The organism is Terrimonas alba, assembly GCF_042434975.1.
GTDB lineage: Bacteria > Bacteroidota > Bacteroidia > Chitinophagales > Chitinophagaceae > Terrimonas_B > Terrimonas_B alba.
This window is the reverse complement of sequence record NZ_JBHMQM010000001.1, coordinates 1,183,232-1,204,446: the sequence shown is the minus strand read 5'-3', so window position 1 is coordinate 1,204,446 and position 21,215 is coordinate 1,183,232. Positions and strand designations below refer to the sequence as shown.

General features: G+C 40.6%; 21 protein-coding genes. 10 read left to right on the top strand and 11 right to left on the bottom strand.

Going from position 1 to position 21,215, the window contains the following annotated elements:
• Positions 1-27: 27 nt before the first annotated feature.
• The 5 genes from ACFEL9_RS04725 to ACFEL9_RS04705 all read right to left on the bottom strand — a co-directional run bounded on the left by ACFEL9_RS04725 (position 28) and on the right by ACFEL9_RS04705 (position 7,787).
• Positions 28-1,035, bottom strand: coding sequence for a PorP/SprF family type IX secretion system membrane protein (locus tag ACFEL9_RS04725; protein ID WP_385886572.1), 1,008 nt, complete (start codon positions 1,033-1,035; stop codon positions 28-30).
• Between the two features lie 13 nt (positions 1,036-1,048).
• Positions 1,049-5,359 (bottom strand): PKD domain-containing protein, encoded by a 4,311-nt coding sequence (locus tag ACFEL9_RS04720; RefSeq protein WP_385886571.1) that lies wholly within the window; start codon positions 5,357-5,359, stop codon positions 1,049-1,051.
• A 216-nt stretch (positions 5,360-5,575) separates the two neighbouring features.
• Positions 5,576-5,995, bottom strand: coding sequence for a hypothetical protein (locus ACFEL9_RS04715; RefSeq protein WP_385886569.1), 420 nt, complete (start codon positions 5,993-5,995; stop codon positions 5,576-5,578).
• 107 nt (positions 5,996-6,102) lie between these two features.
• Positions 6,103-6,723, bottom strand: coding sequence for a DinB family protein (locus tag ACFEL9_RS04710; RefSeq protein WP_385886568.1), 621 nt, complete (start codon positions 6,721-6,723; stop codon positions 6,103-6,105).
• Between the two features lie 89 nt (positions 6,724-6,812).
• A complete protein-coding gene (locus ACFEL9_RS04705; RefSeq protein ID WP_385886566.1) occupies positions 6,813-7,787 on the bottom strand; it encodes a YitT family protein in 975 nt (324 codons plus the stop codon).
• A 90-nt stretch (positions 7,788-7,877) separates the two neighbouring features.
• Here ACFEL9_RS04705 and ACFEL9_RS04700 point away from each other — a divergent pair, with 90 nt between their 5' ends.
• From ACFEL9_RS04700 to ACFEL9_RS04685, 4 genes are all read left to right on the top strand, one after another.
• Positions 7,878-8,972, top strand: coding sequence for a Nif3-like dinuclear metal center hexameric protein (locus ACFEL9_RS04700; protein ID WP_385886564.1), 1,095 nt, complete (start codon positions 7,878-7,880; stop codon positions 8,970-8,972).
• Positions 8,973-8,995: 23 nt separating this feature from the next.
• Positions 8,996-9,751 carry a zinc ribbon domain-containing protein gene (locus ACFEL9_RS04695; protein ID WP_385886563.1) on the top strand — a complete coding sequence of 252 codons (756 nt, stop codon included), beginning with the start codon at positions 8,996-8,998 and terminating at the stop codon, positions 9,749-9,751.
• Positions 9,752-9,876: 125 nt separating this feature from the next.
• On the top strand, positions 9,877-11,535 hold the full coding sequence (gene recN / locus ACFEL9_RS04690; protein ID WP_385886561.1) for a DNA repair protein RecN: 1,659 nt from the start codon (positions 9,877-9,879) through the stop codon (positions 11,533-11,535).
• A 300-nt stretch (positions 11,536-11,835) separates the two neighbouring features.
• Complete coding sequence (locus tag ACFEL9_RS04685; protein ID WP_276500068.1) at positions 11,836-12,651, top strand: enoyl-ACP reductase FabI; 816 nt, start codon at positions 11,836-11,838, stop codon at positions 12,649-12,651.
• Positions 12,652-12,730: 79 nt separating this feature from the next.
• Here the strand turns inward: ACFEL9_RS04685 and ACFEL9_RS04680 are convergent, their stop codons facing one another.
• The gene (locus tag ACFEL9_RS04680; protein WP_276500069.1) at positions 12,731-12,955 is read right to left on the bottom strand and encodes a DUF2795 domain-containing protein; all 225 of its coding nucleotides are present in this window, start codon (positions 12,953-12,955) and stop codon (positions 12,731-12,733) included.
• A gap of 212 nt (positions 12,956-13,167) precedes the next feature.
• Here ACFEL9_RS04680 and ACFEL9_RS04675 point away from each other — a divergent pair, with 212 nt between their 5' ends.
• Complete coding sequence (locus ACFEL9_RS04675; RefSeq protein ID WP_385886559.1) at positions 13,168-13,818, top strand: ABC transporter ATP-binding protein; 651 nt, start codon at positions 13,168-13,170, stop codon at positions 13,816-13,818.
• A gap of 76 nt (positions 13,819-13,894) precedes the next feature.
• Here ACFEL9_RS04675 and ACFEL9_RS04670 read toward each other — a convergent pair whose 3' ends face one another.
• From ACFEL9_RS04670 to gatC, 3 genes are read right to left on the bottom strand one after another with little or no spacing between them, the layout of a single operon-like run.
• Positions 13,895-14,455 carry a cob(I)yrinic acid a,c-diamide adenosyltransferase gene (locus tag ACFEL9_RS04670; RefSeq protein WP_385886557.1) on the bottom strand — a complete coding sequence of 187 codons (561 nt, stop codon included), beginning with the start codon at positions 14,453-14,455 and terminating at the stop codon, positions 13,895-13,897.
• Between the two features lie 48 nt (positions 14,456-14,503).
• Positions 14,504-15,220, bottom strand: a complete 717-nt coding sequence (locus tag ACFEL9_RS04665) for an ABC transporter ATP-binding protein (protein ID WP_385886556.1) — start codon at positions 15,218-15,220, stop codon at positions 14,504-14,506.
• Positions 15,221-15,274: 54 nt separating this feature from the next.
• Positions 15,275-15,565, bottom strand: coding sequence for an Asp-tRNA(Asn)/Glu-tRNA(Gln) amidotransferase subunit GatC (gene gatC / locus ACFEL9_RS04660; RefSeq protein ID WP_385886554.1), 291 nt, complete (start codon positions 15,563-15,565; stop codon positions 15,275-15,277).
• Positions 15,566-15,579: 14 nt separating this feature from the next.
• On the opposite strand from gatC, the gene trpS reads away from it, so the two are divergent.
• The 5 genes from trpS to ACFEL9_RS04635 all read left to right on the top strand — a co-directional run bounded on the left by trpS (position 15,580) and on the right by ACFEL9_RS04635 (position 18,747).
• Positions 15,580-16,695 carry a tryptophan--tRNA ligase gene (gene trpS, locus ACFEL9_RS04655; RefSeq protein WP_385886552.1) on the top strand — a complete coding sequence of 372 codons (1,116 nt, stop codon included), beginning with the start codon at positions 15,580-15,582 and terminating at the stop codon, positions 16,693-16,695.
• Positions 16,696-16,790: 95 nt separating this feature from the next.
• Positions 16,791-17,426 (top strand): deoxynucleoside kinase, encoded by a 636-nt coding sequence (locus ACFEL9_RS04650; protein ID WP_385886551.1) that lies wholly within the window; start codon positions 16,791-16,793, stop codon positions 17,424-17,426.
• A gap of 78 nt (positions 17,427-17,504) precedes the next feature.
• Positions 17,505-18,134: a hypothetical protein gene (locus tag ACFEL9_RS04645; RefSeq protein WP_385886549.1), complete on the top strand. Its 630-nt coding sequence runs from the start codon at positions 17,505-17,507 to the stop codon at positions 18,132-18,134.
• Positions 18,135-18,220: 86 nt separating this feature from the next.
• Positions 18,221-18,439: an addiction module protein gene (locus ACFEL9_RS04640; RefSeq protein WP_385886548.1), complete on the top strand. Its 219-nt coding sequence runs from the start codon at positions 18,221-18,223 to the stop codon at positions 18,437-18,439.
• On the top strand, positions 18,436-18,747 hold the full coding sequence (locus ACFEL9_RS04635; RefSeq protein ID WP_385886546.1) for a type II toxin-antitoxin system RelE/ParE family toxin: 312 nt from the start codon (positions 18,436-18,438) through the stop codon (positions 18,745-18,747). Before ACFEL9_RS04640 ends, ACFEL9_RS04635 begins: the two co-directional genes overlap by 4 nt.
• Before the next feature lie 10 nt (positions 18,748-18,757).
• Here the strand turns inward: ACFEL9_RS04635 and ACFEL9_RS04630 are convergent, their stop codons facing one another.
• Entirely contained in the window at positions 18,758-19,300 is a 543-nt protein-coding gene (locus ACFEL9_RS04630; RefSeq protein WP_385886544.1) for a DUF922 domain-containing protein, read from the bottom strand.
• Positions 19,301-19,416: 116 nt separating this feature from the next.
• Positions 19,417-21,021, bottom strand: a complete 1,605-nt coding sequence (pckA, locus tag ACFEL9_RS04625) for a phosphoenolpyruvate carboxykinase (ATP) (protein ID WP_385886543.1) — start codon at positions 21,019-21,021, stop codon at positions 19,417-19,419.
• Between the last annotated feature and the right edge of the window lie 194 nt (positions 21,022-21,215).

Here is a 21,215-nt window from a genome sequence, read left to right as displayed (position 1 = left end):
GCAAAAATAAAAAGAGAAATCAAAAGATCAGAATCGCGGACATTTTACAGCATTCAAACTTGAATTATCACGATCGAGAAAGCCGATATAGGAAACAGATAATTCAAATCCTCCACGTCCATCACTATAAGGCTTCAATTTTGATATATTTACATCATAGCTCAATGCAAAAGCAAAAGGTGCATAATCAAGTTTGACCACAGGTATTAAAGCATCATCCCACCTGATGAAAGATCCCGCATGTATTGTGTACTTTGGATTATCCAGCTCAGGTCCAATTTTCAATCCATATAGAGCTCCAACAACTGTTTCTTTATAATTTTCCTGGATTGAATAATCAGCAAGAATCGACACATAAGCGTATTCGGACACTCCAAAACGAAATCCCGCTGATCCCGTCCATTTAGGATTTAGTTTAACGGAAGGATCCCTGAAAAAGGTATTTTTAGGTTTTGTGAAATGATGGTATGCTACGCCTATATAGAAATTATCGTCAGGCTTCTTATTGAGATTTGAATTATAGCTCAATCCTACACTGCCATCGAGGTATGTGTATCTTGGAATAGCTGTGGGTTCGCCATTTGGATCATCTGTAATGACTTTGGATTGGTCAAAATGCCTGTTGACAACACCGCCCATAAAACCTAATGAAAGGTAACGGTTACTTTCATCATCGCTTAGTGATTTGTGATAATTTACCACCGGTAAAATACTTGTTTGAGTCAATGCAGCAGTGCCGGCCCTGTCAAATAATATCTGCCCACCGACAGTTATAAAATCATCAGCTTTCCCTATTGGTAATTTATATTCGCCATTTAGAGATCCTGTTTTGTAACCATCTGTTACACTGCCCCATTGTTCCCGGTAAACCATTTGTACACGAATGTCCCCGGTGTATATTCCTGCCAATGCCGGGTTTCTTAAAAGTGGTGTTTCAAAAAACTGTGAAAAGTGAATGTCCTGTGCATGCACGATGGCTTTGAGACTGACAAATAAGATTGTCAATACCATTTTGCTATTTATTATCCTTTTCATCATCACAGTATTTCTATCTTAAAAGGGTTACGTTTCCTTTTACAGGTATAACGGCGTTGTTATCACATAGTATTTCCATGGTATAGATGAAGGCATCCGGGCTGGCAGGTTTTCCATTATACATGCCATTCCAACCAGCTGAGGGATCATTGGGTGCAAAATCTTTCTTTTCAAATACCACTTGTCCCCAGCGATTAAATATTCTCATCGATTTTATCCTGAATAATCCGGTCCCTTTTGGGTAAAAAACTTCGTTTCGTCCATCACCATTAGGAGAAAAAGTATTCGGGATGAAAAAGTTTTGATTATTGCAGACTACCACAACCGTCACATCGCCAGAATTTTTACAACCATAGTTATCCTCGATTTGCACAGTATATTTTGTAGACCATTTAGGATTCGCATACGGAGACGGGCAATCCGTACAGCTTAAGTTTGTAGCGGGCATCCAGTTGTAGGAGGTAATGTTTCCTGTGTAATTCATCAGGATATTTGCGCCGGAACCAACGAGAATGGTGGTGGGCTCCTGTACGGGAACAGCAGTCGGTAAAGGAGCTACGTAGATGTTTTTTGTTGCAGTTGAACTACAGCCAATTTTATTGGTTGTTACCAGCTGAATGGGAAAGCCTCCTGAACTGTTATATATAACGCTATTACCTTGCTGAGATGAACTTTGCCCGTTGCCAAAATTCCATTGCCATTTGGTAAGCGTATCCGCAGTTGTTAATACGCCATTGATTGGCTCAGCGACATTAAGACATATCGTATCCCTGCTTTGAATAGAGGCAGTGGGAGTTCTATAGACAAATACTGTATCTGAAAAAGACTTGGTACAATTATTTTGAGTGGTAACAGTAAGTGTGACGACATAAGTACCAGGTTGAGTAAAATTGTGTGAAGGCTCCAGATCAGTGGAAGTTGTATTATCTCCAAATGTCCAAACTGAGGAAACAATAGGGTCGTTTTTGGTGGTGAAGTTTTTGAATTTCACGACACCCTCGTCACAAAACTCTTTTTTATCCTTTCCAAATAGTGGGATAGCACCGAGGATATCAATTCTTTGCCCGCCATTTATTACGACCCTGCATCCAGAGATTGTATCAATAATCTCTATCCTGGGGCGGTTGAAACTTGGTCGTGAGTAAAAATGGCTCAATGTTGTTGCACCGGAAGAATCAGCCGCTCCATCACCGAAATAGAAAATGAACTTAAACGAAGGCGGTACCACCAGGTTAAAGTCTACATTCAGCGAGTTACAGGTAGGCGGCACCGGTCCATAATTAATTTTGGTAAATGCTTCAGGATCGTAAAGGGACACAGAAGCCTGGGCTGAGTCTACACATCCTCCCGGACCAGTCAAATAAAGCTTAGGCGTGTAGTGTCCATAGTCGCCATAAAAATAGCTTGGATTCTGTAAAGTACTACTGCCCCCATCTCCAAAAACCCAACGGAATGACTTGTAATCGGAACCCTTAAAAGTAAAAGTGGTTCGCAACGGAGGACAAATAGTTGTCGTATCCTGTATGTCAAAAGCTGCCTTCGGACTCCTGATTTTTATGTAATCACTTTTTGTAATCGAATCTTCACAACCTGAGATGTCAGTAATCTTCAATTTGACTGAATATATCGCATCCCCGGCAGGATAACTATGTCTTGGATTTTGCAAGTTGGAAGTACTACCATCACCAAAGTCCCACAAATATTTTAGTCCTGCGCCTGAAGAAGTATCTGCAAATTGAAGTGGCGATTGTGGACAATAAAAGGTGTCAGCCCGAAAACCTACCTGTGGATTTGTAATCAGCAGATTGCCCGGTAGCCTATATCGGTCTGTACACCCGTTGGCATCGGTCACAACTAATGTAACCGGAAATCTGCCGGCCTTTGTATAGACATGTGTGAACGGAGGTGCATTAAATGTTTGCACTGGCGTGCTGTCGCCAAAATTCCATTCCCATTTTACAATTGCTGCGGAAGCAGGAGCCGGGGTGGAAAGATCATTAAATGTAACCGCCTTATTCAAACATCCGCCGGTAGTTACAGGCTCAAATCTTGCACTCGGACCATAGACAGTTATATAATTTGCAATAGTTTTAGTATTTGTGCATCCGTTTATGTCGGTAATTGTCAAACTTACATCGTAAGTTCCATTGGTTGTTAGTCGATCTCTCACCGATCGATCAGTCTCAGCAAGTACAGTTGAACCAACTGTCCATTCGTAATTCGTGATATTGTCTGCATTGTTGTTTATGGAACTTAGCGTAAATACAGCACTTTTACAAACAGGATTTTCATTTATCGTAAAATCGGCCTTTTCATCAACAAGGGTAACCGGGTTTGTTACCGTGTGTGTACAAGTACCATTCGTAATTGTCAACGTTACATTATACGTTCCCGGCGCGGGATAAGTAAAAGCCGGGGGTGTTGCTACAGTAAATTGGGTATTGGCAGGATCTCCCATTTGCCATAAATACGTCAATGGACTAACAGCGGCGTCAACAGAACTGGTATTGTTGAAACTCACAGATCGATTGGTACAGTTTACTGAGTATTCAAACTTAGCAATTGGAGGACGAATGGTTACTGTTGAGGCGTACGATGTAGGGCAACCATTGTTTGAGACAGTCAGGGTAACCGTTAGGATACCTGTTTCCTTAAACAAATGCGTAGTGTTTTGACCACTACCTGTCGTCCCATCACCAAAATCCCAATTCCATTCAACATCGGCGCCAGGAGAAGTAATTGCCTGACCGGAAAAAGATATGGTTTCGCTGGCACATGCATCAATCGGGTTTGCTGTAAAACTTATTGCCTGTGGAGGCGTCCCGGCAACGACGGCGTTTGGCACTGTCACCGTTTTTGTGCAACCACTTACTGTAGTTACCGTAAGTGAAACGGTATATTTTCCCTCGGTCGGGTAGTTGTGTGGCGGTGGAGATTTTACATTGGAAGTAGTTCCATCGCCAAAATCCCATAAATAAGTGGCTATTGAATCTAAAGTTTGTATTGTCGCCTTCGGAGTATAGGTAAAAGGTATACATCCGCTGGCACGATTAATTGAAACGGTTGTTTCCCCGATTTTGATCAGATCAGTTTTAGTGATCGTATTAGAGCAATCGGCCGAAGTTCCTGCAGTTAATGTAACAGTATAATTTCCCAAACTGTTGTATTGATGGGTCGGATTTTGCAAGGAAGACGTGGTGCCATCGCCAAAATCCCATAACCAGGAAGTAGCACCGGGTGTCATATCCGTGAACTGAACATTAAATAGCGCCTGGCAGGACGCACTATCATTTGCGGTAAAATCCACAACAGGCTTGTTTATTACCGTCACCGTTTTTGTGATGGAGTCAGTACAACTGCTATAGTTGTTGATCAATTTAACGTTATACGTTCCGGCAGTTAAAAAAGTTTTAATCGGGTTTATTTGTGCAGACATTGTTCCATCGCCAAAATTCCAGGAAGACGTCACGGGAGATGCGGAAGAATTATTCTGAAATGTTACCGGTTGTTCCAGGCAAATCGTTGAAGGACTGGAAAAATCAGTATTGGTTTGCGTAATGGTAACAGCTTTCTGTATTGATCCCGAGCAGCCGAGGTCGCTTCTTGCATTAAGGCGAACGTTGTAAGTCCCGGGAGTATTATAAATTGTCGTCGGATTCTTTACAGTTGAAGTTTGGCCATTCCCGAAGTTCCAGGTATAAGTAATGTTACCCGGTCCGCTGGATTGGTTTTGAAAATTAACGGTAAAAGGTGCTTTACAAGAGCTTGGATCAGAAAAATTAAAATTTGTTTCGACGCCATCTACCACCCGTATGTACCGACCTCTTGAAATTCTGCGTTCGCAACCATTGCTGCTGATCACCTTTAAGGTTACAGTGTAAAAGCCTGTATTGGCATACGTATGTGAAGGATTTTGTTGTGAGGAAGTACCACCATCTCCAAATTCCCACTCCCAGGAGGCGATCGTTCCTACAGGCGATGATGAAAGGTCAGTAAACCTGATAGTAGCAGGTACACAAGCAAGCCGTATATTGGCGTCAAAGTCTGCAATGGGCGAAGGATAGACCGTTATATAGTCGATTTTCTCGATTTGGTCTATGCCGTTTGCATTTCGTACAACCAGCTTCGCAGAGTAAGTGCCGGGAGTTGCAAAAGAAACAGTGGGATTTTGCGCATTGGATAATGTTCCATTGCTGAACTCCCAATTCCATTCGGTGGGATTGCCACTTGATTGATCGGTAAATTTTACAGCCAGGGGAGCACAACCAGATGTAGTGTTGGCTGTAAAATTAGCAACAGGATTTTGTCCAAAAGCATTAGGCATTCCGGAGATAGCAAATATGAAAACAATTAGCGTTTTCCTGAGAGTATTGTAAAATTGAGTTTTCAGTACGTTTGGGTTTATTTGCTACCTAAGAACGGCCTTAGCCGAAAAAAATTATTTAGGGTAAAACGAAAATAAAATATCTTTTCTAAGTGATCGGGTTTTCCGTAAGAATTATAGATAAAACGTGATAATTACTCTTATCAGCGGTGGGGCTTATAATTTTTCTAATCGCAACGATTTGGTTTCCGTGGTGGTATTTTGAGATGCTACTACATAAGTCCAACTGTTGTTATCCACATGCCAGACGCCATTGAGTAAACTGAGTGGGGGAACTGAATTGGAAAAATTTGCCGTGATTGTCATCGTTGTGGCATCTCCGTCCCATGTTCCTGTTTTTTCGACCACCCCGTTTTTTATGGCATCGACGGTTCTGTTGCTGTAATATTGAAATTTGTAACCTGTGAAATCCGAAGTGATAACTGCTCCGTCCTTTTTGAAACTCGTGATTACCCATTGCCCATCCGTCATTGCTGAAATGACAGCATTTTCCTTGATCTTATCGACCGTTTTTTTACAGCCAACAGTCATGAGGAAGAATAATAAAGCAGGAATGGGGAAAATAATCTTTCTCATAGGTTAAGTTGTGTCGCCAATTTAAGGTTATCCTTCGAAATACACAATAGTAGTTTAACCTGATTTTGAGTTGATTTAGGCCAAAACAGTTAAATCATGAAAAAGAATCAATTAGCCGGGAAACCAGGCTGGTTCATTGATGCATTGATTTTTTGAAAATACCGGTCTGTATTGCGTTGAATAAAAATGATCAATTGATAGTTGTCGAGCCAGCCAAATGGAAGATGTGTAAAATGATTTCGAATATCACTTGTGGTCGTTCTCAGGTATTTAAGCCGCTTGGCCCGTGAAAATTTAAAAGCTGAAACCACCTTGTCCATTGATTCCCAAGTACTTGGTGACGACCTTATTAAAAGGGTATTACTGACTTTGGGATTTTCGTAAACATATCGCTGAACTGCTTCATCGCTTAAAATAACGTCAGCACGTCTTTCCGGCGTAACATGCAAGGCCATTGATGCATCAAATTTTTTCCATAAATATTCTTCTGTCGCAACCAATCGGTAAAAACACTCCTTTATGCTTAATTGATCAGCAGTCTTTTTATAATTAAGCTGCCCAGGCGATAGTCCTTTAATCGTTTTTAAAAGTTCGGTTCTGGTGTCCTTGAAATTGGTAATGAAAAATTTTCTTTCCTGGGAAGTAAGAGTGTTGTTTTTTAAAGTTCCTGCGAAGCCTGTAACTACTAAAAGGGTAAGTAGAATGCGACCTTTGGTTCTTTTTAGCATCGTTGTTTATTAAATGAATAAAGCGGAGGCTATTAACTTCAGAATCAAAAACGGAAGTAAAGTTAAGTATCCTGAGATTTCCAGCGCTGTTATTCTTTTAGCGGTCTTTTTTTTACCATTCCTCCTTTAGTATCCCGAATGCTTTGCATGACGATAAAAGCGTTAGGGTCGATTTTTTCTATTTCATTCGTAAGCCGGCTTATTTCCAACCTGGTCACTACTGTGAAAAGAATATCGGTGGCCACAAAGTTTTCACCTCTCTTGCCAAAGCCTCTTCTTCCCGAATAAATAGTAAGACCCCGACCCATTCCCTGCTTGATAAATTCAGCTATTTCATCACTTCTGTTCGAGATAATAGTGACCCCGGTGAATTCTTCAACTCCTTCCAAAACAAAGTCAACTGTCTTCGATGCGGCCAAATAAGTAAGCATGGCATACATCGCTATTTCGACAGAAAGAAGATAAGCCGCTGCAGAAAAGATAAGGATATTAAAAGCAAGTATAAAGTCGCCAACACTCAGGCTTTGTTTGCGGCTAAAAAATATAGCCAGGATCTCAGTGCCATCAATCACTGCTCCGCCGCGAATAGTGAAACCAATACCGGCCCCCAGAAAAAATCCACCAAATACGGCCACCAATAATTTATCGTCTGTCATCTTAGGATAGGGAATGACTGCGACAGCCAGTGCCAGCAAAGTGATAGCAACAACACTTTTCAAGCTGAACCCTTTACTGATTTGTCGCCATCCCAATAAAATGAAGGGTAAATTAAAGATGATGATCAATGCCGCGAAAGGAATTCCCGTTTTTGTATTTACCAGAAGGGAGATACCCGTTACTCCACCATCGATAAAGTTATTAGGTATTAAAAAGCTTTTTAATCCAAAACCAGCAGACAATACGCCCAGTGTCACCAAAATTGCACTACGGATGTAATCTTTTATGGTCCTCTGCACCCGCCAGGAATGCTTGGCTTTTTGATAACGGCTTACTGGCTGGAATTCAGTTTTGCCCAGCGCAACTTCTACTTTTTCCCGAAGATTACTGAGAATGCGGTTAGTCATCTTTCCAAAGTTAGTTGAAAGAAATTTTATTAGTGTAGCCCACATTTGTTCAAATGGTTAACTTGCTGTACTCTTTTTAAAAATGATTATATGCTGATAGCCGAATTAATTTCTTTTTTGGAATCAATAGCTAATCGGTCTCTCCAGGAAAGTTATGATAATGCAGGCCTCATTACAGGCGATCCGGGATGGGAGTGCAGTGGAGTTATTTGTTGCCTGGACTCCACTGAAGAAGTAATCGACGAAGCAAGTAAAAAAAACTGCAATCTCGTAATTGCACATCACCCTATAATTTTCAAGGGGCTTAAAAAGATCAATGGGAGAAGTTATGTTGAAAGAACAATTATAAAGGCTATAAAAAATGATATTGCCATTTATGCTATTCATACTAACCTCGACAATATACTTGAGGGTGTGAGTGGCAGGATGGCAAAAATGTTAGGCTTGCAAAATGTCTCCATTCTTGCTCCTAAAGAAAATATTTTAAAAAAGCTGTTTGTTTTTGCGCCTGTTGACAAAGCAGTGCAGGTCCGAAATGCAATTTTTGATGCCGGTGGGGGACAAATTGGAAATTATAGCGAGTGCAGTTTTAACGCAGAAGGTTGGGGTACATTTAAAGCAGGACCGGGTACAAACCCATTTGTTGGCAAAATTTCAGAACAACACCAGGAAAAAGAGTTAAAAATTGAAGTGATTTTTCCAACCTATTTGGAAGCAAAAATTGTCGGGGCTATGAAATCTGCACATCCCTACGAGGAAGTGGCTTATGATATAGTTACGTTGGCAAATGCTCATCCAAAAACTGGTTCAGGTGTAATCGGGGAGCTCCAATCGCCGATGGATGAGATCAATTTTTTAAAGCATTTAAAATCAGTTTTTAACTTACCATTGGTCCGGCACACAAATCTCAGGGGCAAACCAATAAGCAAAGTAGCGGTCTGCGGAGGGGCAGGCAGTTTTTTGATTTTCAATGCGTTAAATTTAAAAGCGGACATTTACATTACCGGAGATATCAAATACCACGAATTTTTCGATGCAAATGGCCAAATGATTATTGCAGACATCGGACATTACGAAAGCGAACAGTTTACCATTAACTTATTGCAGGAAATTTTAGTAGAAAAATTCCCTACCTTTGCCGTCCTTAAAACAGAAGTGGTAACCAATCCGGTTTATTACTTCTGAAGCCTTAAACTTCAAATAAAACAATGGCAAACGTTAAAGAATTTTCTGTTGAAGAAAAGTTGACTTCCTTAGTTACTCTCCAAAAGATAGAAAGCAAGATGGATGAAATCCGGATTTTGAAAGGTGAGCTGCCTATGGAGGTAGCTGATCTGGAAGATGAAATCCAGGGATTACATGCACGTCAAACACGTATTGAAGAAGAGATCAACGGCGTGACTGATTTTATTCAGCAAAGAAAGGATGCTATTAAAGAAGCTGAAGCGTTGGTAAAAAAATACGAGAAACAAAGCGATAATGTAAAAAACAACCGTGAGTTTGAAGCCATTAACAAAGAGATGGAGATGCAGCAGTTGGAAATAAAACTCGCCGAAAAGCATATTAAAGACGCCACCGAAGAAATAGCTGAGAAAGCTGTTTTATTGGAAAGAGCGAAGAAGAATATTGGTAATAAGGAAGCAACGCTATCCAACAAAAAAGGTGAGCTGGAAAAAATCATCGCGGCTAATGAAAAGGAAGAAAAGCACTTTGCTAAATTGGCTGAAGATGCAAGACAGCATGTTGATGCCCGTTTATTAACCAGCTATGAAAAAATTCGTAAGAGCTACCGTAATGGTTTAGCAGTGGTACCAGTTGAAAGGGATGCTTGCGGTGGTTGCTTTTATTCAATTCCTCCACAAAAGCAAAGTGAAATCAAACAGCATAAAAAAGTGATGGTGTGTGAAAACTGCGGCCGTATCCTGGTAGATGAAGAGTTAAGTAATAACGTAGAAATAAAATAATTTTTTTCTTTTTTTTATTTTCCCCGTCCTGCTTTGGCAAGGCGGGGTTTTTTATTGGGTTATATTTTTGCCTTTAGTTAATTTGCTCATTTGTTTAGAAAATTTTCCTAATTCATTCCATCTTCATGTTGCAGAGATTGACAATAAATAACTATGCGATTATCGAAAAACTGGAAATCGAATATTCAAAAAAGTTGAATATCATCACCGGTGAGACAGGCGCCGGTAAGTCAATTATTGTCGGGGCTTTGGGTTTAATTCTTGGCGAACGAGCCGATTCCGCTGTGTTGGTAAACAAAGAAAAAAAATGTGTAGTAGAAGGCGTTTTTTATCCTGACAATAAAGCGATGATAAAAATTTTCTTAAAGGAAAATGAACTTGATACAGAAGATGAACTGGTGCTTCGGCGGGAAATTGGAACAAATGGAAAGTCCAGGGCTTTTGTCAATGATACCCCGGTCAATCTTTCTCAATTGCAGCAACTGAGTTCTCTACTGGTGGATCTTCATCAGCAATTTGATACGTTAGAAATAGGAGAGAGCGACTTTCAAAGAGAGGTAATAGATGCGTTGGCGGGCAACTCGGATTTACTGGCTAATTATCAATCGTTATTTCACCAATGGCAACTGGTGAATAATGAAGCCGAAGAATTAAAAAAGCAAAAAATGCAGTTCGATAAAGAAGCTGACTATAACCAGTTTCAGTACAATGAGCTGGAGGAGGCTGGTTTCAAAGAAAATGAATTGGAAAATATTGACGCAGAATTAAAGATGCTGAGTCATGCCGAAGGCATTAAAGGAGCTTTAAACAAAGTCTATTTTGATCTGGAAGAGAGTGAAAACCCTGTTGTACCCCAGATAAAGAGCTTGTTTAACCAGCTTAATGCTTACCAGTCTTTTCATCCTGATATTCCCCCGCTAATACAACGAATACAATCTGCACAAATCGAATTGCAGGACATTGCTGACGAGGTTAGCCGCATCAGTGATCATATTAATTACGATCCTGAAAAAATTGAACAATTAAATGAACGGCTTTCTATTGGCTATAAGCTTCTCAAAAAACATGGTGTGCAAACCACTAACGAACTGCTGGACATTCAAAAGCGTTTGGAAGAAAAATTGAAAGCTGTATTGAATATAGATGAGGCTATCCGGCAAAAAGAAGAGGAAAGCCAGCGATTGAAAGATGAAGCAACAAAACAGGCTAAGAAAATTTCTGATGTACGTAAGCAGCAGGTAAAGCCATTAGAAAATAACGTGAACAAATTGCTGTCACAGGTGGGCATGCCCAACGCAAAATTGAAAGTTGATTGCAGAAGAGAGGATCGCCTGAATCAATACGGCATGGATGTTATCGAATTTTTATTCGATGCCAATAAGAGCGGACAGTTTCAGCCTGTTCGTAAAGTGGCCAGTGGAGGTGAGCTGAGCCGGCTAATGCTTTGTATCAAATCATTGGTAGCGCAGTCAATTGATCTTCCCACGATGATTTTTGACGAGATCGACACCGGTATTTCAGGTGAGGCCGCAAAACAGGTAGGAATTATTTTGAAAGATCTCGCAACAAAAAGACAGATTATCTGCATCACGCATCAACCCCAAATTGCAGGTAAAGCAGACGCACATTTTTTTGTGTACAAAGAGATCATAAAAGATGTTGTGAAAACAAATATCCGCCAGTTGGCTGAGGAAGAAAGAATTACTGCTATTGCAAAAATGTTGAGTGGGGAAAAGCCAACTGCTGCCGCCCTGGAGAATGCAAGGGAAATGGTTGCGAATTGAAATAGAGACCATAAATTTCAATTTTTTTAAGAAACCATGCCAGCTGTCTTCAAACTTATATTATTTCTCATCATAGTCGGAATGATGTTGATTTCAGGGCATTACTTCTTCATTTTTTTGAATAGAAAAATTAATGAAAGTAAGACGGGCTGGGAAATAACCGGGTATTCCGTTTTATTATTTTTAATAAACCTGCTGTTATTCTTTGGCGGATTGTTATTACTGATCCGGGTTTATGCATTTCTTGTCAACGTTGAGTAACCATTTATCGCTATTTTTACCGCCACAAAATCAACAGAGATGGCTTATAACTTACTTAAAGGAAAAAGAGGAATTATTACCGGTGCATTAGATGCAAATTCTATTGCCTGGAAAGTAGCTGAAAAAGCACACGAGGAAGGAGCAACTTTTGTTTTAACCAACGCACCTATCGCCATGCGCATGGGTGAAATAAAAAAACTCGCTGAAGCAACAGGTTCAGAAATTGTTCCTGCCGACGCAACGAACGTTGAAGAGTTAACAACACTATTCACAAAATCACAGGAAATACTGGGCGGAAAAATTGATTTTGTATTGCACTCAATCGGGATGAGTGTGAACATCCGGAAAAACATTCCTTATACCGAATCGAACTATGAGTATTTTATGAAAGGTATTGATGTATCTGCCATGTCTTTTCATAAGATGTTAAGTGTCGCAAGAAAGCTGGATGCAATCAATGAATGGGGCAGTGTTGTTGCACTTACTTACATGGCAGCGCAACGTACCTATCCCTTTTATACAGACATGGCTGATATCAAAGCTATGCTGGAGTCAATTGCCCGCAGCTTTGGCTATCACTATGGCGTGGAGAAGAAAGTTCGCATTAACACCGTTTCCCAGTCACCGACAAAGACAACTGCCGGAACAGGGATAAAAGGATTTGGCGATTTTTATGATTATGCCAATGCCATTGCGCCGCTAGGCAATGCCACGGCAGAAGATTGTGCCAATTATTGCATAACCCTATTTTCCGACCTTACCAAAATGGTGACAATGCAAAACCTGTTTCATGACGGAGGTTATTCAACTACGGGTGTTAGTACTGAAGTAATGCAGAAGTTAGGTGTCGAATAGATAAAACGAGCGGAAATAACAAAAGCCTCCAATATGGAGGCTTTATTTTTTTATTACAGAACCCGCCGGTTCAAAAATCTTAATATTCGTCTTCGTTAAACAAGAAATCTTCCTGTGTCGGATAATCAGGCCAGATGTCTTCAATAGTTTCATACACGTCCTGACCCTCATCTTCCAGTTCCTGCAGATTCTCCACCACTTCAAGTGGAGCACCTGAACGGATCGAATAATCAATCAATTCGTCTTTGGTAGCAGGCCATGGTGCGTCTTCCAGGTAGGAGGCCAATTCTAATGTCCAAAACATATTTCGAAGGGTTTATTTGGTTAATAGCTGAATTTCAGGATAAGTTATTACCCCATTTTTTCGCAAATGTAACGGTATTAACGAATTTTCCAAATCCTTAGTTGTACAGCGGGTGTTGAATAATTTCTTAAAGTTCAGCGCGGCTTTCAGACTTGTTTTGCCCATCGGGGTGATTTTATAGATATTTGATTAATTTAAAAGGATTTAACGCCATGATTTCGGGGAAAAATATTCATAAAAAGTTTGATACAGTAGAAGTATTGAAGGGGGTAGATATGGACATTCAAAAGGGGGAAGTGGTGAGTATTGTAGGGCCGTCAGGATCTGGAAAAAGTACATTACTGCATATTCTGGGTACTCTCGATAAAGCCGACAGCGGAACGGTAACGATGAACAATGTTCCTATAAGTTCTTTGAACGGCAAGAAACTGGCTGCTTTCAGAAATAAACACATCGGTTTTGTTTTCCAATTTCACCATCTGTTGCCTGAATTTACTGCGCTTGAAAACGTGTGTATCCCCGGTTGGCTGGCCGGTAGAAAAAAGAGTGAAGTAAAGGAAGAAGCCGTAAACTTATTGACGATGCTGGGACTCGCTCACCGGATGGAAAATAAGCCCAACCAGTTATCGGGCGGAGAGCAACAAAGGGTGGCTGTAGCAAGGGCCCTGATCAATAAGCCGGATATTGTAATGGCCGATGAGCCTACCGGCAATCTTGACTCTGTCAACGCAAAAGAACTTCATCATTTATTCTTTGATTTGCGGAATAAGTTCAACCAGACATTCCTGATCGTTACGCACAATGAAGAGCTGGCTCAACTTAGTGACCGGGTATTGCATATGAAGGATGGGAAAATTGTTTGACAGATTCAGAAGGTTCCAACGTTTCAAACGCCTGGATAACATTTGAACTTTTTAAACCTCTTAAACCTATTAAACTTTATATTCTGGGTTTCCAGGGAATATCAGCGATGTTCAGTAAATGACCGGTATATCTTGCTAATACAAAAAGATAATCACTTAGCCTGTTGAGGTATTTCGCTATTATCGACGCCACTTCATTTTTTTCTATTTCAAGTCTTACGCAGCAACGCTCTGCCCTGCGGCAAATACAGCGGGCAATATGCAGGTGTGATATCGACGGGTGCCCGCCCGGTAAAATAAAGGATTTCATGGCCGGAAGCACATCATTCATGGCATCCATTTCTTTCTCCAATAGCAAAACGTCTTCTTCTTTCAGATCAGGAATTTTCATTTTGGTTTCCTTTTCCGGATCACAAGCCAGGGCTGAACCAATGGTGAACAACCGATCCTGTATTTCCTGCAGTATTGTTATACCGTTTTTGTTGGTCAAAAGATCTTTGCATAAGCCAATATACGAATTGAGCTCATCCACGGTTCCGTATGCTTCAATCCGGAGATGAGCCTTGGACACTTTCGTTCCGCCGATCAGCGAAGTAGTTCCTTTGTCACCCGTTTTAGTATAGATTTTAGAGGACATTATGTTCAGGTTGGAATTCTTTCCTGTTCAAATTTTCAATTAAGATGTTTAAGCAGTGACTTTTACAAAGCCTCCTTTAGGGGATTTAGGCGTATCACTTTCAATAACGCCATCCCGCAGTCTTACAATTCTCAATGCGTGATTGGCGATGTCTTCTTCATGGGTCACCAACACGACAGTATTACCGCGGCCATGTATTTCCCCAAAAATGTCCATTATCTCGTAGGAGGTTTTGCTGTCTAAATTTCCGGTGGGTTCATCTGCTAAAATGATGGCCGGATCGTTAACCAATGCACGGGCAATGGCTACCCGTTGTGACTGGCCCCCGCTCAATTCATTAGGCCTATGGTGACTTCGATCGGAAAGATTGACCATGTCCAGTACATGCATTGCTTTTTCATTGCGTTGCTTCTTATTCATCCCTGCATATACAAGCGGCAGTGCAACATTTTCCATTGCCGTGAGACGGGGCAACAAATTGAATTGCTGAAAAACGAACCCAATTTCTTTATTCCGGACTTCAGCCAGCGAATTATCCAGCATTTTGCTTACATCCTGGTCGTTTAATATATATTTTCCCGAAGTAGGGGTATCAAGGCAACCGAGAATGTTCATTAATGTACTCTTACCTGATCCCGATGGGCCCATTAATGCGACGTATTCGTTTTTATAAATATCCAGTGAAACGCCTTTTAAGACTTCAAGAACATTTTTGCCCATGTAATAGTTCTTGCGGATGTGTTCCAGGTGAATAATTGAGCTCATAGTTAAAGTCTGAGGGCTGAATCCGAAAGTTGGAATCCGGTTTCGGTTCGGGCCCTATTTTTTTATTACTTTAGGGACTTTGAAAAACTTCTCGTCATGAGAAGGCGCATTTTTTAACGCTTCGGCACGGCTTACCGAGCCTTTCACTTCGTCATCCCGTAATACGTTTACCTCCTCACTCATGTGTAACATGGGCTCAACATTTTCCAGGTCCAGTTCATTCAGCTTTTCTACAAAAACGATCATCCGCTGCAGATCGTTCTTAATCTCTTGCTTTTCAGCATCATTGAATTTCAACCGGGCAAGATTTGCCAGCTTTTCCACTAATGCATCATTTACTTCCATTAAACAAATATAGTTTGCAAATCGCAATAGGCAATTTGCAATATGCAATTGACAACTTGCAAAAATTACCGGTAACAGGGAACAAGAAACCGGCAACTTCCCACTTTTCTTATCTTCGCCGCCCTATGGCTAAGCAGAAAGAAAAAGTAATGAGTGGCATTCGTCCCACAGGTTTCTTACACCTGGGAAATTATTTTGGGGCATTAAGCAACTATGTGAAAATGCAGGAAGATTATGAGTGTTATTTCATGGTGGCGGATTGGCATTCTTTAACTACTCACCCCGATACCAAAGAACTGCGGAGCAGTGTTTTGAGGGTATTGGCGGAGAATATTGCTTCGGGACTGAATCCGGAAAAAGCGGCTTTATACCTACAAAGCAGTGTACCGGAAATAGCAGAATTATATATGCTGCTGAATATGCTGGCTTATAAAGGAGAATTAGAAAAGACACCGACATTTAAAGATAAAGTGAGATTGCAGCCGGAGAACGTTAATGCCGGTCTGCTGACCTACCCGGTTTTAATGGCAGCTGATATTCTTATTCACCGGGCCAAATACGTTCCGGTGGGAAAAGACCAGGAGCAGCATTTGGAAATTGCCCGCAACTATGTTCAACGGTTTAACAGGCGCTATACAGAAGTATTTCCGGAACCGGTAGCGTTTAATTTCGGCGAAAATTTGCTGAAAGTGCCCAGCCTTGACGGGGCGGGAAAAATGAGTAAAAGTGAAAATCAAATGGCTACTTTATACCTGGCCGATAGTGATGACCTGATCAGGAAAAAAGTAATGAAAGCCAAAACCGATAGCGGTCCTACCGAAATGAACTCGCAAAAGCCGGACTATATCGAAAACATTTTTTTGCTGATGAAGCTGGTCAGCAATGAAGAGGTGCTAAAGAAATTTGATAACGACTTTAGCAACTGTACTATTCGCTACGGTGATATGAAAAAGCAACTGGCAGAAGATATGGTGAGGTTTATTGCCCCGATACGGGAAAAGGCAGAAAACATTTACCGGGATGAAAACTACTTAAAGCAGGTGGTAGAGATGGGTGCTGAAAAAGCCCGCAAGAGTGCACAAATCACCATTCAATTGGTGAGAGAAGCCATGGGGATGAAATATTTTTAAATACAGAATTACATTAAAAGGATGGAAAGGATTGTGGGGATAATTTTATATTTATCTTTCCTACTTTGGACCTCCAACCTCTGACTTCAGATATTATGGCAAAATCAAAGAAACCAAAGCATATAGCGGTAGCGGGTAATATTGGGGCGGGAAAGACGACGTTGACTGAAATGCTGAGTAAGCACTATAAATGGATACCCCATTTTGAAGATGTAGATCATAATCCATACCTGATGGATTTTTATGAGGATATGCCCCGCTGGAGTTTTAATCTTCAAATCTATTTTTTGAATAACCGGCTTCAACAACTGGTCGAAATTCAAAAGGGTACTGAAACCGTTATTCAGGATAGAACTATCTATGAAGATGCCAACATCTTTGCGCCTAATTTGCACGAGATGGGCCTGATGAGCAAGCGGGATTTTGATAACTACTTCAATTTCTTTCAAACTTTGAAAACCCTGGTGCAACCACCGGACCTGATGATCTATCTTAATGCATCGGTACCTACGCTGGTAGGACAGATTCAGAAGCGGGGGAGAGAATACGAGGAGAATATCCGGCTCGATTATTTGAAACGCCTGAATGAATATTATAATAAATGGATTGATTCTTACAAAGAAGGTCAGCTATTGATCATTGATGTTGATAAGAATAAATTTGCTGAGAAGGAAGAAGACCTGGGGGAGATCATTTCAAAAGTAGATGCGCAGCTCTACGGATTATTTTAACTGTTTCCAGACAAACTATCTGCTTTAAAGTAATAACTTGTGAGTGAGAAAATTCACTTGTTCAAACAAAACAAGAATATGAAAGCGATAGTTTTATTTTCAATGATTATGCTGGCTCTTTCAGCGAGATCCCAATCTTTAAAAGAAGCTTTGTATGGGGGTAAATTAAAAGCCGATACGGGAGCTGTGATCAGAAAAGGTGATAGTTTGAAAATCCAGGAAAACATGGCCCAGAAGATCGTCGAGGATTCTATAAAAAAAAGCACAGCCGACTCAATAAGAAAAGAAGCGATAGCTATACAAAAAGAAAAGGTTATTGCCGCTGGCCAGGATACGACGGCTATTGTATACACAGATACCATCTCGGCCACGTCCACAGAAACATCAGCTACAGAAAAAGCTCTTCCCAAAGACAATAATAAAATCTGGAAAGCTTATATAGATTCCATTACTACGACCATAAAGTCGGAAGTACTCAGTTCCGGTAAGATAAAAAAGGGAAATTATTTCGTGCTGATAGATTATAAAATCAATCCTGATGGACAAATTTCCGTTACCAGTGTGACATCAGATCCTCAAAACTCTTACCTGGAGCAAAATATCAAGGACAGGTTAACATTAGATGGCCCTCGTTTAAATCCTGTTGTTGATGCTAACGGAAGAGCAAGGACAGTGAATAAAAAACAGACGCTGAATTTTGTGAAGTGAGTGGGGGAGCTAAATGAAAATAGACCCTCATAGTTTGCAATAACTCCTTCACTTCAAGTTTTGTAATTTTAGTAAAAGGTTTTCGCATGACAATTGATTCAGATAAAAAACAGATCATTCGTGAAATTCTGAAAACAAAAGATGAGTGGGTAATAAAAGCAATCCGGAAATTGCTTGATCTTGAGGTTGAAGATATCCCCGAAGAACATGCATCTGTATTAAATGAAAGGATTGCGGAATATGAATCCAATCCGGATAATGTCATTGATTGGGAAACGTTGAAAGCAGAACTTCTGAAAGATTGAGTCCGGCGCTTCATATTGTTTTTCTTCCTTCCGCCAAAGCAGATATACAATCCGCCATTGAGTGGTATGAATCCCGCCAGTATGAAATGGGTAAAAAATTTAAAACCGAAGTTGTCAGGGCCATTGATTCCATGCCTGATCCGGTAAAGGGATATGCGCCCGTATATATGAACCTAAGCAGGGTGTTCGTTAAGAAATTTCCGTATGTCATTTATTTTAAGATGGATACTGACCGGAATAGGCTGGTGATTTATGCTGTTCTTCATAAAAAACAAAACAGGGAAAATATTTTGAAGAAAAGAGTTTGACCTGATCCTTTTACTTATTATAGTTTGAAAAGTCCTGGTATTCCGCCAGGAGTTGTCCAATCTTTTTTAACCATTCTACCTGTTTCTCTTTTTTGATGCTATGATTGGTCTCTTTGTCGTATTCGTTTTGCATGTTTTCCTTTTCCGTAGTTATATCATCATAGATCTTTTTCAGGTCGGTTTTAAAACTATTTTTATTAAACCGGTATTCGCTCATTCGCCAGTTTAATTTGCGGGCAAAAATTTCTGCAATATCAAAATGTCCCTGTTCATGGGCCAGTACATAATCTGTTTTATGAGAACCCCATGACCGGGTTTTTGAGAAACTACAGGTGATTTTGTAACCAAAGCCTTTATTGTTAAAACTATATTCGATTCCCAGGTAAGTAGCTGTTGATGCCACCGCGTCTGACTCAGGTTTTGGACTACCCTTGTAATCAGCCCAGGTTAATTTCTTACCAGCGCTCCAGCTAATAAGTTCTTCATCGCCGGATTGTCCAGTGGCTATAACAGAAACAAGCATTGAAAAAAGGGCCAGTAAATTTCTTACCATAAGACCTAAACGAGACCGGGAAGCGAAAAGTTGTACCTAAAAACTAAATAAGTTCATAAAAAAAACTCCTTCCGAAATTTCGAAAGGAGTTTAACATATCAAGCAATCGCAAAGGACTAAATTTTTGGCCCGGCAGCCAGTACTTCGGCAGCTGCTCCGTCCTTATATTTTTCAAAATTTTTAATAAATAAACCGGCCAGGAATTTTGCCTTTTCATCATAAGCATTTTTATCTGTCCAGGTGTTACGCGGATTTAAAATGTCTGATGGCACATCGGGACATTCCTGCGGCACGGCCATTCCGAATATGGGGTCAAAGTCGTATTCAACATTGCTGAGTTTTCCATCCAGCGCTGCGGCAATCATGGCACGGGTGTATTTCAGTTTCATCCTGCTTCCTATTCCATAGGGACCACCTGTCCAGCCAGTATTGATCATCCAAACATTCACTTTATTGTCCTGCATTTTTTTACCCAACATTTCAGCGTACTTGCCCGGATGTAATGGAAGAAACGGAGCGCCGAAACAAGCACTGAATGTAGACTTCGGCTCCGTCACTCCCGCTTCTGTGCCGGCTACTTTTGCCGTATAACCGGATATGAACTGGTACATCGCCTGACCCGGCGTCAATTTAGAGACAGGCGGTAACACGCCAAATGCATCACAGGTAAGAAAGAAAATATTTTTTGGCAAACCACCAATGGATGGTTCAAGCGCATTACTGATATAATCAAGAGGATAAGAAACCCGGGTATTTTCAGTAATAGACGCATCGTCAAAGTTGATCTTATTACTGCCGGGAAAAAAGATCGTGTTTTCCACCAGTGCTCCCGGCCTGATTGCATGAAATATTTCAGGCTCTTTTTCTTCAGTCAGGTTGATTGTTTTGGCGTAACAACCACCTTCAAAATTGAAGATACCGGTATCGGTCCAGCCATGCTCGTCATCACCAATGAGCTTGCGATTTGAATCTGCGCTCAATGTGGTTTTGCCGGTACCACTCAATCCAAAAAATATTGCCGTGTCACCATGTTCTCCCATGTTGGCACTGCAATGCATGCTCAATACATTTTCCTCATAGGGAAGAATATAATTAAGGATAGAAAAAATGCCTTTTTTGATCTCACCGGTATAACCGGTGCCGGCTATCAAAATCATTTTGTGTTTGAAAGAAATAACAGCGGCATTGTGCTGTCTTGTGCCGCATTCCCTTGGGTCCAGCTTTAATTCCGGTGCAGATAAAATATGCCATTCCGGCTTGAAATCTTCCAATTCTTCTTCAGTCGGACGCAAAAACATATTGTAGGCAAACAAATTGTTCCAGGGTTTTTCATTTATTACACGAATATTCAACCTGTACCGGGGATCAGCACATGCATAGCAATCCCGAACCCATAATTCTTTCCGGTTACTTAAGTAGTTGGTTATTTTTTTACGAATAATATCAAAATATTGTTGATCGATCGGAATGTTAAATTCATTCCAGTGCACTGTATCAGCCGTCTTACTGTCTTTTACAATAAACTTGTCTTTCGGAGAGCGACCGGTAAATTCGCCGGTTCGGATAACCAGTGCCCCGGTGTCATTCAGGACTCCATCGCCCATGCTCAGCGTATCTTGTACAAGCTCTTGTGGTGATAATTGGTAGTGAATGTTTTCAGTGTTGGAGAGACCCAGGCTCAACAGATTTTTTTTGGGGATAGAAATTACTGGAATAGGCATAACAGCGATCGTTGTTTAGAGAGCAAAAATAACATACAAATTTCCGTAAATACAAACGGATGTTCGGGTTACAAATTGAATCCAGTTTACTTCCCTGAGCTAAAGCTTTGTAGATATCGCAGAAAAATTCGGTTTTTTTAAAAAATATTCAGTGAATTAGCGGATAAGATTTAAAAAAATGATTTTACTTCTTT

Bases quoted from the DNA above. Each gene is read 5' to 3' on its own strand.
- ACFEL9_RS04700 (WP_385886564.1), top strand. From the start codon at position 7,878: ATGCTGATAGCCGAATTAATTTCTTTTTTGGAATCAATAGCTAATCGG.
- ACFEL9_RS04680 (WP_276500069.1), bottom strand. From the start codon at position 12,955: ATGTTTTGGACATTAGAATTGGCCTCCTACCTGGAAGACGCACCATGG.
- pckA (WP_385886543.1), bottom strand. From the start codon at position 21,021: ATGCCTATTCCAGTAATTTCTATCCCCAAAAAAAATCTGTTGAGCCTG.
- ACFEL9_RS04695 (WP_385886563.1), top strand. From the start codon at position 8,996: ATGGCAAACGTTAAAGAATTTTCTGTTGAAGAAAAGTTGACTTCCTTA.
- gatC (WP_385886554.1), bottom strand. From the start codon at position 15,565: ATGGAAGTAAATGATGCATTAGTGGAAAAGCTGGCAAATCTTGCCCGG.
- ACFEL9_RS04710 (WP_385886568.1), bottom strand. From the start codon at position 6,723: ATGCTAAAAAGAACCAAAGGTCGCATTCTACTTACCCTTTTAGTAGTT.
- ACFEL9_RS04650 (WP_385886551.1), top strand. From the start codon at position 16,791: ATGGCAAAATCAAAGAAACCAAAGCATATAGCGGTAGCGGGTAATATT.
- ACFEL9_RS04665 (WP_385886556.1), bottom strand. From the start codon at position 15,220: ATGAGCTCAATTATTCACCTGGAACACATCCGCAAGAACTATTACATG.
- ACFEL9_RS04715 (WP_385886569.1), bottom strand. From the start codon at position 5,995: ATGAGAAAGATTATTTTCCCCATTCCTGCTTTATTATTCTTCCTCATG.
- ACFEL9_RS04685 (WP_276500068.1), top strand. From the start codon at position 11,836: ATGGCTTATAACTTACTTAAAGGAAAAAGAGGAATTATTACCGGTGCA.
- ACFEL9_RS04630 (WP_385886544.1), bottom strand. From the start codon at position 19,300: ATGGTAAGAAATTTACTGGCCCTTTTTTCAATGCTTGTTTCTGTTATA.
- ACFEL9_RS04725 (WP_385886572.1), bottom strand. From the start codon at position 1,035: ATGAAAAGGATAATAAATAGCAAAATGGTATTGACAATCTTATTTGTC.
- ACFEL9_RS04640 (WP_385886548.1), top strand. From the start codon at position 18,221: ATGACAATTGATTCAGATAAAAAACAGATCATTCGTGAAATTCTGAAA.
- recN (WP_385886561.1), top strand. From the start codon at position 9,877: ATGTTGCAGAGATTGACAATAAATAACTATGCGATTATCGAAAAACTG.
- ACFEL9_RS04670 (WP_385886557.1), bottom strand. From the start codon at position 14,455: ATGTCCTCTAAAATCTATACTAAAACGGGTGACAAAGGAACTACTTCG.
- ACFEL9_RS04675 (WP_385886559.1), top strand. From the start codon at position 13,168: ATGATTTCGGGGAAAAATATTCATAAAAAGTTTGATACAGTAGAAGTA.
- ACFEL9_RS04705 (WP_385886566.1), bottom strand. From the start codon at position 7,787: ATGACTAACCGCATTCTCAGTAATCTTCGGGAAAAAGTAGAAGTTGCG.
- ACFEL9_RS04720 (WP_385886571.1), bottom strand. From the start codon at position 5,359: ATGCCTAATGCTTTTGGACAAAATCCTGTTGCTAATTTTACAGCCAAC.
- ACFEL9_RS04645 (WP_385886549.1), top strand. From the start codon at position 17,505: ATGAAAGCGATAGTTTTATTTTCAATGATTATGCTGGCTCTTTCAGCG.